Source organism: Flavobacterium facile, assembly GCF_036321945.1.
GTDB classification, from domain to species: Bacteria; Bacteroidota; Bacteroidia; order Flavobacteriales; family Flavobacteriaceae; genus Flavobacterium; species Flavobacterium facile.
The window spans coordinates 396,262-410,436 of record NZ_JAZAYT010000034.1 but is presented as its reverse complement, the minus strand read 5'-3'; the positions used below and the strand labels follow the sequence as shown (position 1 = coordinate 410,436).

Below are 14,175 nucleotides of genomic sequence, written 5' to 3'. Positions count from 1 at the left end.
CTTTCGGGAGAAAAAGTTTGGGTATGGGTAATTCTATGCTTTTTTCCTATTTTTTAAAATTTAAAAATTAAAGATGAAAACAAATTTCATTAAACTTGCCACGTTTTTAACGTTGGGAACTTCTTTTGCTATTGCACAAGAACAAGATGCTACAAAAACTATTGAAGAAGTAGTAATTACGGATACTAAATTTGCTCAGAGCAAAGCAAAATCAGGAAGAAGTATTGAGAAAATCACACAAAAAGATTTAGAACAAAGAAAAGGTCAAAGTGTAGCTACTGTATTAAGTCAGTTGTCAGGATTTGAAGTAGTTGGTAACCAAGGAAGTGCTGGAAAAAATTTAGATTTATTTGTTAGAGGTGGAAACACCAATCAAGTTTTAATTTTAATTGATGGAAATCCGGTAGTTGATGCTTCAAGTATTTCATCAACATATGATTTACGTTTATTACCAGTAGATCAAGTAGAAAGTATTGAAATCTTAAAAGGAGCTTCTACCGTTTTATATGGACCAAACGGCGCTTCAGCTGTTATTAATATTACTTTAAAGAAAGCGGTAAAGAATAAAGTTTCAGGTACAGCATATATTAATGTTGGAACTCAAAACACAACAGAAAACCACAAATTACATGGAAAAGAATCTAATCAAGGTTTTTCATTTAATGGTTCTAATGGAAAAGTTTCGTTTTTAACTTCTTTAAATAGTACAGAAGTTAGAGGTTTAAGTGAAGCAGCTGGTGTAAATTTTGAAGATGATATTTTCTCAAGATTAAATTTAAACCAACAATTTGGAGTAAAAGTGAATGGAAAACTAAATTTAGATTTTTTCGCAAATTACGATAAATTAAAATCTACTTTTGATGACGGTTCTTTTTCAGATAATGAATTTAATTCGCTATCAAGTGAGCAATTTAGAGCCGGTTTTACACCAACTTTTAAATATAAAAAAGGGGAATTTAAAATTAATTCTTCATTTGGATTATTAGAAAGAGATTATACTAATTTTGACACTTGGAATGGTATTTCAAATTCTTTTTATAAATCAAGAAATGTGAATGTTGATGCCTTTAATAAATATAATGTATTAAGTTCATTATATTTAGTAACTGGAGTTCAATTTCAATTTTTTGATATGAATCAATTTACTCCATATGGTGATATTCTTGGAAATGTTGCTAAATTTAATGTAGTAGATCCTTATTTAACAGCTGTTTATGAAACCAAAATTGGATTAAATATAAATACAGGTATTCGTTACCACAAGCATAGTGTTTATGATGATTATTTAATTTGGAATTTTAATCCATCGTACTCAATTTCTAAATTAGGATTAAAATTTTATGGATCTATTGGTGGAGCAGTTGTTTCTCCTACGTTATACCAAGTATATTCTCCATACGGAAATTCAGCACTTACACCTCAAGAAAATACAACAGCGGAATTAGGTTTTGAAAAACAATTGTTTAACAAAAAAGTAATTTTTACTGGTGCAGCATTCTTCAGAGAACAAGATAATTCAATTGTTTTTGGAAATTTACCAAGTCCACCATGGGGACAATATGTTAATATTGCTGGTATTAATAAATCTAAAGGTTTTGAAACGAATGTAACTATTAAACCAATTCAAAAAGTTACAGTGAGCGGAAATTATACATTTGTTGAAAATGATGTGTTAATTGCAAGATTTGTTGCTAAACACAGAGCTAATGCAAATTTATCTGTAGATATTACTAAAAATATTTCTTGGAGTGCTCAATATCAATACATCAACCAAAGAGATGTAGCTTATTTTGATAGTACTACATTTGCAACTGTTGCTACTCAGGTTCCTGCTTATCAATTGGTACATACAAATTTAAGTGTAAAGTTATCAACGAATTTAAGTATGTTTGCTGCTGTTCAAAATGTATTCAATGAAGATTTTGTTGAAACAGTTGGATTTACTTCAAGAGGAAGAAATTATAAATTAGGATTAAATTTAAAATTCTAATTAACTGAAATAGAAAATTAAAGTTATGTTTCCAAAAGGATTTAAGGTTTTTACTTTAAATCCTTTTTTTCTGTAACAAAATCACAAAACGAATGTCTTATCTTTGGAATAGAATTTGATTACTTAAAATATAAAATTATTTAAAAATGAAAAAAATTATTGTTTACGTAGCTTTGTTAGTTTCTTCTTTGGCGTTTTCTCAAAATGCTTTTGATAAATTAGAAGATAAAGAAGGTGTAGAAAGCATTGTAGTTTCGAAAAAAATGTTCGAAATGATGAGCAAAGTGAAAGTTGATGCAAAAGATAAAGAAATGCAACAATATATGAACTTGCTTAAAAAATTAGACAATTTGCAAGCCGTTTATACGTCGCAACCAAAATTAAGTGGCGATTTAAATGGAGCTGTAGCTACCTATTTAAAAGGAAATCCGTTAGAAGCAATTTCTACAACTACTCAAGAAGGTAATGTAATTAAAATTTATGGTAAAACGGATACGAATCAAGCAAATGTTAAAGAAGTTTTAGTTGTGGTAAATGGAAATTTCAATGGTGTAAAAACTTCAGTTTTATCTATTAAAGGTGATTTTCCTTTAAGCGAGATTGCTTTAATCGTAAAGAAGTTAAACATTCCTGGAGCAGATATTTTAAGTAAAATTTCAAAATAAAACATCATGAAAAAATTAATTGGTATTGCTTTAGTTGTAGTAATGATGAGTTGTAAAGATGAAGAACCATCTTTGCAAAAATACTTCGTAAAAAGTGGCGAGAAAAAGGAGTTTATGTCTATGGATATTTCTTCATCGATTTTAAATGTGAACGAAAGTAAATTATCTGCTTCTGAGAAAAAAGCTTTAGCTTCATTTGAAAAAGTAAATGTTTTAGCTTTCAAAAAAGATGAAAAAAATAACGCGCAGTATTCAAAAGAAGTAAAAGAAGTAAAAGAGATTTTAAAAGATACGACTTTTCAACCTTTGATTAAATTAAATGGGGTGGGACATAACGCTTCAATTATGTTGGTTGGCGATAATAAAGAAATTGACGAATTAGTTTTATTCGGAAATCAAAAAGATCTTGGTTTTACTGTAATTCGTGTTTTAGGTGATAATATGAAACCAGAAGATGCGATGCAGTTTTTCAGCATCTTACAAAAATCAAATATAGATATGGAACAACTTAAACCTATTTTGAATTTCGTAAATAAGAAATAAGTAAGTTTTTATAAAAATACAAAATCCCGATTCTGTTGAAGTTTCGGGATTTTTTTATGTTAAATAACCTATTGTTTTAAATAGTTATTTTGCCGTCAGTTCGAGTGGTTTTTTGGTATCTCATTCCAAAATGAGATGCCAAAAAAATGTATCGAGAACCTTTTCTGTTGAAAATAACTTGATTACTCTGTATACTCCAAAATATCTCCAGGCTGACAATCTAACACTTTGCAAATGGCTTCCAACGTACTAAAACGAATGGCTTTTGCTTTTCCTGTTTTTAAGATGGATAAATTCGCTAATGTCAAATTGACCTTTTCTGAAAGTTCATTTAACGACATTTTTCGCTTTGCCATCATCACGTCTAAATTTACAACTATAGCCATAATTTAAACTGTTAAATCAATTTCTTCTTGCAATTCAATGCCCCTTTTGAAAACATAGGCAATCACAAATAAAATTACACCCATAAATAACCAAACATCTCCACCTGCAATTTTTAATACATGAATGGTAGGCATTTTAATATTTTGATTCGCTAACCATTCTGTATAATTCAAACCATAATTTGTGAAAAAACCAATTCCAAAAGAGATAAATGCTTCTAATAAAATAAATTTTCTTACGGAATGATTAAATGGTGAAGTTATGGAAAGTTCTTTGTTTTCAATAATTTTAATAATCAAGTAAAACATCAAGGCTTTTAGGATAGACACTATACTCATAATTGAAGTTACTACAATAAAATGACCTTTGTCAAATTGGTACAAAGATGAAAAATCAATTTGATTCCAGAAAAATCCTGCTCCAATTGGATTATAAAGTAAGGTATAAAAAAGATTAAATAGAATTCCACAGGCTTCAATACAAAGTCCAATAAAGATAATCCAACAAAGAATTCTTAACACGATAAGCATCTGCTTCGAACTAATTTTAATTTCCATAATTTTAAATATTAAAAGTTGATGATGCAAATATCAATAAAAATTTATTGAAAAACAATAAAAATATATTTTTTTTAGATTGATTTGTAAATAATTGTAAACCCGTTAATTTATTTACAACGTCAGTTCGAGTGTTTTTTGTGTAGTGAAACGTAACAAAAAATGTATCGAGAACCAATAATTTTACTAGTTTTCGATACATTCCAATTCATGTTTCATTGGAACACTCGAACTGACGAAAATTCCCATAAAATCTAAAGATATAATTTTTTAAAAATTAATTCGAATAGTTTTTGAACATGTAAATCCAAATCATTCTTGACAATCGAAGGTTGAGAGAAGACAATAATAAAATCACTACAGCAATAATTGGAATCATTCTTAAATCGATTGTTTTTTCAAAAAATTGATGTGCGATGACGTAGGTAATTATAGCTTCTCCAACGCCTAAACCATAACTAACAAACATAGAGCCAAAGAAATAACCAGGCTCTTTTTCAAATTTATTGTTGCAATGACTACAATATTCGTTCATTTTTGGAAAACCAATACTAAAGAAAAAACTTTTATCTCTAAAGACTTTTCCTTTATAACAATTTGGACAATCATTATTCAATATGTGTTTGATAATTTGTAACATGATCAATTATTTTTATGCAAAATTAAGACATATTTATGTGCTAAAAATTTCTTATATTCGCTAAAAATGGTAATATAAAGACATTTTGTAAGTATGGAAAAATTACCCGTTTATCAAATTAAGAAATTCAATTGTGATTCCGATACTAACGATTTATATTTCAATGATTTTAAATCACATTTACGTACTCATGATTTTATTGAGAATTCGCACAGTCATAATTTTTATTTGTTCGTGCTTTTTACGAAAGGTTCCGGATTTCATACGGTCGATTTTAACACTTATGCCATTCAACCGAATTCTTTGTTTGTATTGAAACCCGGTCAAGTACATAGTTGGCAACTTTCCGAAGATATAGATGGCTATATTGCGTTTTATTCTCAAGAAGTGTACAATGTGTATTTTGGTTCGAAACAAATTGAAAATTATTCGTTTTATCGAGATTCGAAAAATTCGCCTGAAATGATTTTAAACGAATTTCAAACCCGAGAAATTTCCAATTTTTTTGATTTGTTATTGGAAGAAAATAATATAAATGAATTCAAGAAATTAGATAAATTATTAAATATTTTAGATGTTATTCATATTGAATTAGCGAGAATTTATGAATCATTACAAGAACATAATTCGCATCCATATCATTTGAAAATTAAGGAATTAGAACAATTGGTCCATCAGTATTTTAAATCTGAGAAATTGCCTTCTTTTTACGCAGATAAAATGAATATGAGTTTAAAACATTTAAATCGCATTTGTAAGAATGTTTTAGATGTAACACTTACTGAATTTATTTACAGTAAAATTATTTTAGAAAGTAAACGCTTATTATCAGCCAATGACAAGACAATAGGAGAAGTGGCGAACGAATTAGGATTTGAAAATTATTCCTATTTTACTAAAGTTTTCAAAAAATATACCAATTTGACTCCGAAAGGTTTTAGAGAATTGGTGTAGATTTTAATGCAAACTTATCACTTTCACAATTTTCCAATCGGAATTTGTTTTTTTCCAGATTATTGTAAATCTTCCTACTTTTGGTAGGCTGTTAGGTTCTTCTTTATTATGAAATTTGTGTAATCCCATTTCAATCGCACCAAAGTCTTTTATTGGATATACTTCAATGCTTCCTTTTACTAATTCTCGAGTTACTTTTCCGCAGATATTGTTTTTTGTGCCTTCTACCAAATCTATTTTCGAATTTATAAAACCACCATTATCGTGATAAAATTTTATGTTTTCATCATAAAACGCTGCATAGGTTTCCAAATTGGTTTCGCAAGTATTATACGAATGAAAAAAGGCACTATCTAAAGCTACAATTGTTTTATAAAGTTCAACATCATCTGGTTTGTAATTTTTTGTAAGTTGGTACTTATTCTTTTTTGCAGAACAAGCTGTCAAGAATCCTAGGCTAAGAATAATTAATGCGATAAAGTGTGTTTTGATTTTCATTTTGTTTCAGTTTCGTATTCATCTTCAATCCATTCATTCACATCTTGTAAAACTTGATTTCTCATAAATTGAATAAAATCAAGATATTCATTTTCAATTATACTCCAATCCGTTGTGTTTTTTTGAAAAGAAGGATGAAAAACAATTATATTTTCGCAGACTTTTTCATTTATGATTTCAAATCCTGCATAAGTATCCATGTCTTGTCTGTGTCCAAATGTCAATACTTCACGATTCGAATTGTCTTCAATTTTAAACCTTTCATTGATATCAGATTTCAATTCTAAAGTTTCATAAAAATGCCATGGAACAAATTTTGTAAGTTGTTCTCGAACAAACCATTTGTATGATTTTGGGATTTCTAATTCCATAGTTTTTGTTTGAATTTATTTCACTGTAATCTCATCAATAAAAATAAACGCATCGCCGCCAAAACCTTGGTGCCATTCTGGTAATTTTCCGTAATTTTTAGCAATTACTTTTACAAATCTTGCTTTTTGTGGTTTGGCTAAATTGATTTCGTAGTTTTTGATAACAGTTTCGTTTTCTTTTGGATTTACATCATTAATTTTTAAAGAACCAACTGATGTAAAATTGATGTTATCTGTAGAAACTAAAAACTCTAATTCTGTAGGCATTAAAATCCAAGAACGACTGTCTTGCAAGAAATTTGCTTGAAAATGCGTTAAAGTTTTTTCTACTTGTAAATCAATAATAGCTTCAAAATCCTGACTTTGGTACCCATGCCATTCGCCTTTTTTCCAATTTTCAGTTCCTAAAATGCCGTCAATTAAGGCTTCTGGTCCGCCAGCGTGATATTGTGAGTTGTATTTCGATTTGATGTTTATGGAGTAATTGTTTGGTTTTTTGTAGAAGTTTGATTTTACTATATTGCTTTCTTTTCCATCGTTGTTAATTTTTGCAAGAATTTCAGTAGTTTCACTAATTGTTAATGGTTTTGTATATAAAACCCAAACTTTGTCTTTAGTAGCATCATTAATTCCTTTTATCCAATAGAAAATTTTATCTGTTGGATTTTGTGATTTTATTTCCACTATCATTTTATCTTTAAATACAATATTTTCAGCTTGAATAGTTGGAACTGGAACAATTTGCTTTACAAAATTTTCTTCCGTTGCAGCAACATCAATATCAACTTCTAAAGTCTTTTTCCAATTACTTAATTCACTATTTATAAAATAACCATATTTTGTGCCTTTTGGTATAGTTTCATAGCCATTTGTTTCTAATTTAATTTTAGCATTTTCAAAAATTGCTTCAGTTGTATTAAGATATTCTTGTCCTGGTGTAACTTGATATAAGCCAATAGAACTCAACACATACCACGCACTCATTTGTCCGCAATCTTCGTTTCCGATTAATCCGTCTGGTGTATTTTTGTAAAATTCATTTAAAATAAAATGTACTTTTTCCTTAGTTTTTTCTGGTTTGCCAATGTAATTATACAAATACGCCATATGATGACTAGGTTCGTTTCCTTGCGCATATTGTCCGATTAAACCGGTAACATCTACTTGTTCACGACCTGTTGTTTTACTTTCACTGTTAAACATTTCGTCTAATTTGGCTTCAAATTTTGCGGGTCCACCATAAGCTTCAATCATTCCAGGAATATCTTGTGGTACGAAAAAAGAGTAATGCCAACTGTTTCCTTCTGTGAAATTATTATTCACTTCTCTTGGATCGAAAGGTTTGTCCCAACCACCATTTTTCTTTGGTCGCATAAAACCAGTTTCTTTATCGAAAATATTTTTCCAATTTTGAGAACGTTTCATGAAATAGTCGTAATCTTCTTTATGATTTAAAATCTGCGCCATTTGTGCGATACACCAGTCATCGTAAGCATATTCTACTGTTTTTGAAACACTTTCGTGATCGTCGTCAATCGCGATAAATCCGTTTTTTTTGTATGCTGCTAATCCTAAAACATCTCGCATGGCTGAAGCTTTACTCGCTTGAAATGCTTTTTCGTAATCGAAACCTGTAATTCCTTTTGCCATCGCATCGGCAATCACTGAAACGGAATGATAGCCAATCATACAATCTGTTTCGTTAGAAGCCAATTCCCAAACTGGTAATCTTCCACCTTGTTCGTATTGTGCGATGAAGGTGTTGATATAATCGGAAGTTCGTTTTTTATCAATTAATGTGTAAAGTGGGTGAGCGGCTCTGAACGTATCCCAAAGTGAAAAAACGGTGTAGTAATCATACGTATCTGCTACATGAATTTGGTTATCACGACCACGGTATTTTCCATCGATATCTTCTGCAATATTCGGTTGCATCATGGTGTGATATAAAGCTGTGTAGAAAACCGCTAGTTTATCTTTGTTCGTTTCAGTGATTTCAATTTTTGATAATTCTTTGTTCCAAAGTGCTTGTGCAGCGGTTTTTGCTTTTTCGAAATCCCAATGTGGAATTTCAGAAATGTTCAATTTCGCACCATCATAACTTGTTGGGGAAAGGGACACTTTGACTAGAATTTTTTCACCTTTTTTGACTTGCTTTGAAAAACTTAATGCTAACTCAGTTCCTTTATATAGGCCTTCTAATTTTGTGTTTTCTCCCTTGACTAAATTAACTTTTAAAGGAACATTAAACTCAATTCTTGCATATACATATTGATCTCTTGCCCAAGCTTCACTTCTTCTTAAAACTTCTATAGTTTTATTATCGATGATTCGAATTCTTCCTTCCAATAATTTATCTCTATGATTTAAATCGAGAATAATATTTGCATTTCCAGATTTGTTGAAAGTATATTCGTGAAAACCAACTCGAGTCGAAGAGGTTAAACGCACATCGATATTATGTTTGTCTAATTTTACTGCATAAAATCCAGCTGAAGCTTTTTCGTTGGCGTGAGAAAATGTTGAAGAATACACTTTATTATCGAAAGAAGGTTCACCCATTGTTGGCATTAACATGATGTCGCCAAAATCGGAAACTCCTGTTCCATTTAAATGTGTGTGCGAAAATCCGTATATAGTGGAATCATCGTAATGATAACCACCACAACCGTCCCAACTGCCATCAATTCTAGTATCTGGTGATAATTGTACCATTCCATAAGGAACTGTTGCTCCGGGAAACGTATGTCCGTGTCCGCCCGTTCCAATAAATGGATTGACGTGTTCTTGGAAATTTTGGGAGAATAAGAAAGTAGGGAATAAAAGCAGTAAAAACACTTTTTTACTTAGGCTATTTTTATTGTTATTTTGGTGATTGTTTATCTTCAATTTCATACTGGTAAATGTTGTTGTCGTAAATTTCAACAAACAAATTGAAATAAGCAATTTTATGGGATATAAAATGAGATTATTGGGAATAAAAAAACCGCAGATTCTCAGATTTTATTTTGAGAATTTACGGTTATATTTTAAGTTTTGTCTTCCTGAGTGATGTTGAAGTATTAAAAAGTTTCGACTCCGCTCAACCTGACAATTTTTAAATCAAGTTATTTTCCAATTACACCAACTCGGTTGATTTTTTGTAATTCTGATATGTTTTCATCAGTTAATGAATTGGCTTCGAAAGTAAATTTTTTATCGTATAATTTTCCGTTTAGAAAATACGTTAACATAAAATGATTGTTCAATTGCAGTACGTTGTTTTCTAATAATTCTACTTTTATAGCAGATTCTGGTAAAACTTCTGCAAAAGCGTGACGGAAACTTCCGGTTTTTCTTTCTTCGTTATTAATAATTCCTTCTGCATTAGAAACCACCATGGCCATTTCTAGTTTTTCTGAATTATTGTTTAAGATGTAAGCATACCATGAGTTTTCGCCAAAATCTTCATTCCATTCTTTAATGGCTACAATATATACGTTTTCCACTTCTGGAATAATAATATCTTTTTTCATTATATTATTTTTCTTTCTTCGCTAAAATAGCACTGTTTGTGAACACTTTTAAATCTACTTTAGGTTCACCTAATAAATCGATTTCTGTTTTTCCTGATGCTGAAATTTCAATAGATTTTTGAGCGTTTACAGAACATTTTGTATAGCTTTCTGCGACTAATTCCATATCTTTTACCGTGAACTTTTTCGCAATTAAACTCGAATTATTATCCAATCTGATTTTAGCAATTTGCGCATCGCCTTCAATTTCAGCTTCCGCTTTTTGGTACAAATCGATTTTAGCTTCAGGTGAAGCAATTAAGCCTTTAACTTTAGCATCTTTACTTAATTCAACTACAGTTTTATCAGCTTTTACGTTAATTTCAGCTTTCGATTTATCAGTCATAATTAAAGTAAAATTGGTTGATTTTACATTTAAAAAAGATTGTGATTTATCGAAATTCTTAATCGTAATATTCTCTAAAGCAATATCTGCTAATGCATTAATTTTACTTTCGTGACGGGCTACAATAGTTTTTAAACTATCATTATAATTTACTCTAATGGCTAATTTTTTTTCACCTGTAGGTTGTTTTAATGCGGTAATTTTTAAGGTATTTCCTAGTACATTATAGCTGATAATGTCGTGTAAGTTATCGTCGGCTTCAATTTCTACTGATGTTTTTTCTGATTTTACAAAATACACATCTAAAAATTCTTCAATTTCTACATTTTCAAATGATTCCACTTCTTTAGTAGTAACAGTTACAATTTTTGAACCTTTTATTTTTTCTAATTTAACTTGTGCAGTAGCGATAGTTAAGCTAAATAAAGCAAGTACTAATAAGATACTATTTTTTGTCATTTTGATGTTTTTTATTTTATTGGCAAATATATTAAAAAAAATCCCGAAAAAAATCGGGATTTATAGTTATGTATTTTTAGAATTTAAGAGAAATTCTAAACCTTTAAATGTGTTTCTAAAATATGCTTTCTATAAATTGTATTACTAACTGTACGGCAATATCAATTACTTTTATAACAAATTGTATCATAGTTATTTAGATTTTATAGTTGTTAGTTTTATAGTTTGTGTAAAATTAATTAATTAATTTGAATTGAATGTTAAAATTAAATTAAATTATTCAATAGAAACTTCTCCGCCGCTGGTTTCTTCTTTTCTTACTTCTTTTGGTTTTTTTACTGAAGTGATTGAACCTGCACTTGCTGCTTTTGCATCTAATTTTACTATAGCATAAACTTTAGTATCACTTGCGCTTGTAGCTTGTGCAAAAACTTCGTTAGCTAATAAATCAGAAGCGTCAATTTCGCTGGCACTTGAAGCGCTGGTTTCTAATTTTAGAGTTTTTCCTTTTATAGTAATTTCTCCAGTACTCGTAGCTTCTAAATGAATTGTTTCATATTCTGCTTCAATTTCAACATCACTAGAACTTGAAGCTGCTATCCTAAGCGATTTACCTTTTAAAAGATTTACCGATTGTACGCTAGAAGCGCTTGTCGTTTCGATTTCAGTTACTTGCTTCATTTTAATTCTAACTAACAGTTTTTCTGCATCTTGAATGTTTGCATCAGAACTGATTTTTAAAACACCATTTTCAACTGTTGTTTTAATGTGATTTTGTAAGTTAGAATCGGTTTCGACTTCAATACTATAAGAATCGGCTTGCTCAATTTCTACATCAATAGCTTGACCAACCACTATTTTTGAGAAATTTCCTGTTACTTCTCTGGTATCAGTTGTTACATTTCCATTTCCTCTTTTTTGATTGTCAAAATCATGACAAGAAACAAGCGTTACAGTAACGATTAGAGTTGCAAAAAACTTTTTCATCTTACTTAGATTTTATGGTTACACCGTCTTTGTTAATTTTGATGCTTTCTACGTTTTGTTTTTCAACTGTTTTGTCGCCTTTTTTGATAAGAACTCCATCTTCATTTAATATGATTTCTGAATTATCTTCGAAATTTGAAATGGTATCATTTTCTAAATCGTCATACTCATTTTCTTCTGGAGGACAATTCGTACATAAAATTTTGTTTTCACCCACTTTATAAACATATTTGTCAGAACTATGATGTAAATTAAAATAAGAATTGTCAGATTGGTCAAAGTCAGAATAGTTTTCATCTACTTTAAACGTTACACCTTTTGGTAAATATAAAAACAATTCCACATCTTGATCGTGTTTTTTATTTGCTAATTCAGTTATCCAATAGTTGTCTAATATTAAGTTATTATTTTCTATTTTATACGTATACTTAATTTTTTCAGCTGATTGTTTTGCATTTTTAATACTACTTCCTTCTGCTGATTTTTCAATTTGAAGATAGGCAATTGGTTCTTCAGTTTCTAAAATTCTGATGGAAACGTCATTTGAAAAAATAATGGCATTGTTTTTATCATCATGAATTACTTCAAAACTTTCATAATTATTAAAATCTTTGCTGTATACATTATTTGCTTGAAACTTGATATTTAATGTATCTGTAGGCTGCAAATTAATAAGCTCTTTTTTGATGTCTTTTCCTGTATAGGCATTTTGACTAATTTCTTTTACAGTTAAAAACAATACGGCTGCTAATCCAATAATCCAAATCGCTAATAAAGAATAATTTGTTGTATTTCCTAAAGATTTTACTCTATTAGATAGTAATTTCAGACCTAAAATTAGTAAGAAAAATAAAGGTATTCCAACTACAATAATAAATAAGATGCCTTGTAACCAAATTGGAGTTTCAATATCAAATGGTGTGTGAATTTTATTGTAAATTAAATTATCTGGTAAAGTTGAGAAAAACATCATGGCAATTCCTCCAATTACAACACTTAACAAAGACATTGATGAAAAGAATACTATAAAACCTCCAATTATTTTAGAAATCACTTTAAATATAGATGTGATAATATCACTCAATGTTGAACTTACTCTTTCAGCCCCATATTTTGCATTGGCAGCAATCTTGTCGTGGTCTAAGTTGGAGAATTTATCTGAAATTTCGCTAAAACCTTCCTTTACTTTTTTCTCAATGTTTGAAATTGTAATAGGTTCACCTCTCATTTCTAACTTTTGTGAAGTGGTTGTAGCTTCAGGTACTAAAATCCATAAAATTAAATACAACACTAAGCCCGTTCCAAATCCGAAAAATAAGATAACCATTATTATTCTTAACCATAATGGATCTACTCCAAAATAATGACCTAAACCAGACATTACACCACCTAATAAAGAGTTTTCTTTATCTCTGTATAATTTCTTAGTTGAAGAACCTGAGTTAGAATAACTTGAATAATATTCGTTTTTTGGTGCTTCGTCTTCAATTTTATAGTCTTCTGGTTGTCCCATAATAGCAATAACATCGTCCACTTCTTTTAAACCAATGACTTGTTTTGTTGTCCCTAGTTTTTCTGTGAAAATTTCAGAAATTCTACTTTCTATATCTTTTATAATTTCTTCTCTACCGTCTGGAGATAATGATCTTCTAACCGCATCAAAGTAATTGCTTAATTTTCTAAAGGCATCTTCATCAATATGAAAAAAATATCCTCCTAAATTTATACTTGTTGTTTTGTTCATGACCTGTTAGTTTTGATTAGTTATTGTGTTTACAGCACCAGATAATTCGCTCCAAGTGTTGTTTAATTCTTTTAAAAATTCTTTTCCTTCATCTGTTAAACCATAATATTTTCTTGGTGGTCCAGAAGTTGATTCTTCCCAACGATAATTTAATAAGTTATCGTTTTTTAATCTTGTTAGTAAAGGATAAACTGTTCCTTCAACTACAAGCAATTTAGCGGTTTTTAAAGTGTCTAAAATTTCAGAAGTGTAAGCGTCTTTTTCTTTTAATACAGATAAGATGCAGAACTCTAAAACACCTTTACGCATTTGTGCTTTTGTGTTTTCAATGTTCATTTGTTGCTCATTTTTTTGTTAGTCCTGAAAACGTCAGGATTTCGTTTTTTGATTTGATGATTGAAACTTGATGATTTGAAAATAGTACTTTAGTAAGTATGTTATTTTCTTATGCAAATATATATCTAAAAGCAGTTACCTTGT

15 protein-coding genes are annotated in these 14,175 nt (G+C 29.6%); 4 read left to right on the top strand and 11 right to left on the bottom strand.

The annotated features are described in order from the left end of the window. The first annotated feature begins 73 nt into the window (after nt 1-73). From UEQ13_RS12375 to UEQ13_RS12365, 3 genes are all read left to right on the top strand, one after another. Nucleotides 74-1,990, top strand: a complete 1,917-nt coding sequence (locus tag UEQ13_RS12375; protein ID WP_329806654.1) for a TonB-dependent receptor plug domain-containing protein — start codon at nt 74-76, stop codon at nt 1,988-1,990. A gap of 146 nt (nt 1,991-2,136) precedes the next feature. After that, the gene (locus UEQ13_RS12370; protein WP_166124735.1) at nt 2,137-2,655 is read left to right on the top strand and encodes a DUF4252 domain-containing protein; all 519 of its coding nucleotides are present in this window, start codon (nt 2,137-2,139) and stop codon (nt 2,653-2,655) included. A gap of 6 nt (nt 2,656-2,661) precedes the next feature. Next, entirely contained in the window at nt 2,662-3,198 is a 537-nt protein-coding gene (locus UEQ13_RS12365; protein WP_329806653.1) for a DUF4252 domain-containing protein, read from the top strand. A 182-nt stretch (nt 3,199-3,380) separates the two neighbouring features. On the opposite strand, the gene UEQ13_RS12360 is transcribed toward UEQ13_RS12365, so the two are convergent. The 3 genes from UEQ13_RS12360 to UEQ13_RS12350 all read right to left on the bottom strand — a co-directional run bounded on the left by UEQ13_RS12360 (nt 3,381) and on the right by UEQ13_RS12350 (nt 4,782). Continuing rightward, complete coding sequence (locus tag UEQ13_RS12360) at nt 3,381-3,584, bottom strand: helix-turn-helix domain-containing protein (RefSeq protein WP_329806652.1); 204 nt, start codon at nt 3,582-3,584, stop codon at nt 3,381-3,383. Nucleotides 3,585-3,587: 3 nt separating this feature from the next. After that, nucleotides 3,588-4,142: a hypothetical protein gene (locus UEQ13_RS12355; RefSeq protein ID WP_329806651.1), complete on the bottom strand. Its 555-nt coding sequence runs from the start codon at nt 4,140-4,142 to the stop codon at nt 3,588-3,590. 277 nt (nt 4,143-4,419) lie between these two features. Further along, the gene (locus tag UEQ13_RS12350; protein WP_329806650.1) at nt 4,420-4,782 is read right to left on the bottom strand and encodes a DUF983 domain-containing protein; all 363 of its coding nucleotides are present in this window, start codon (nt 4,780-4,782) and stop codon (nt 4,420-4,422) included. Nucleotides 4,783-4,875: 93 nt separating this feature from the next. Between UEQ13_RS12350 and UEQ13_RS12345 the strand changes: the two genes are divergently transcribed. Then, a complete protein-coding gene (locus UEQ13_RS12345; protein WP_329806649.1) occupies nt 4,876-5,736 on the top strand; it encodes an AraC family transcriptional regulator in 861 nt (286 codons plus the stop codon). Between the two features lie 3 nt (nt 5,737-5,739). Here UEQ13_RS12345 and UEQ13_RS12340 read toward each other — a convergent pair whose 3' ends face one another. The 8 genes from UEQ13_RS12340 to UEQ13_RS12305 all read right to left on the bottom strand — a co-directional run bounded on the left by UEQ13_RS12340 (nt 5,740) and on the right by UEQ13_RS12305 (nt 14,031). Then, nucleotides 5,740-6,234, bottom strand: coding sequence for a nuclear transport factor 2 family protein (locus tag UEQ13_RS12340; protein WP_329806648.1), 495 nt, complete (start codon nt 6,232-6,234; stop codon nt 5,740-5,742). Further along, a complete protein-coding gene (locus UEQ13_RS12335; RefSeq protein WP_329806647.1) occupies nt 6,231-6,605 on the bottom strand; it encodes a hypothetical protein in 375 nt (124 codons plus the stop codon). The genes UEQ13_RS12340 and UEQ13_RS12335 overlap by 4 nt, the downstream gene beginning before the upstream one ends. 15 nt (nt 6,606-6,620) lie before the next feature. Further along, a complete protein-coding gene (locus UEQ13_RS12330) occupies nt 6,621-9,500 on the bottom strand; it encodes a GH92 family glycosyl hydrolase (RefSeq protein WP_329806646.1) in 2,880 nt (959 codons plus the stop codon). A 212-nt stretch (nt 9,501-9,712) separates the two neighbouring features. Continuing rightward, nucleotides 9,713-10,120, bottom strand: coding sequence for a hypothetical protein (locus UEQ13_RS12325; RefSeq protein WP_329806645.1), 408 nt, complete (start codon nt 10,118-10,120; stop codon nt 9,713-9,715). Between the two features lie 4 nt (nt 10,121-10,124). Beyond that, a complete protein-coding gene (locus UEQ13_RS12320; RefSeq protein WP_329806644.1) occupies nt 10,125-10,964 on the bottom strand; it encodes a GIN domain-containing protein in 840 nt (279 codons plus the stop codon). Nucleotides 10,965-11,240: 276 nt separating this feature from the next. Then, nucleotides 11,241-11,951 (bottom strand): head GIN domain-containing protein, encoded by a 711-nt coding sequence (locus UEQ13_RS12315; RefSeq protein ID WP_329806643.1) that lies wholly within the window; start codon nt 11,949-11,951, stop codon nt 11,241-11,243. Between the two features lies 1 nt (nt 11,952). Then, nucleotides 11,953-13,695, bottom strand: coding sequence for a PspC domain-containing protein (locus UEQ13_RS12310; RefSeq protein WP_329806642.1), 1,743 nt, complete (start codon nt 13,693-13,695; stop codon nt 11,953-11,955). A gap of 6 nt (nt 13,696-13,701) precedes the next feature. After that, complete coding sequence (locus UEQ13_RS12305; protein WP_166124743.1) at nt 13,702-14,031, bottom strand: PadR family transcriptional regulator; 330 nt, start codon at nt 14,029-14,031, stop codon at nt 13,702-13,704. Between the last annotated feature and the right edge of the window lie 144 nt (nt 14,032-14,175).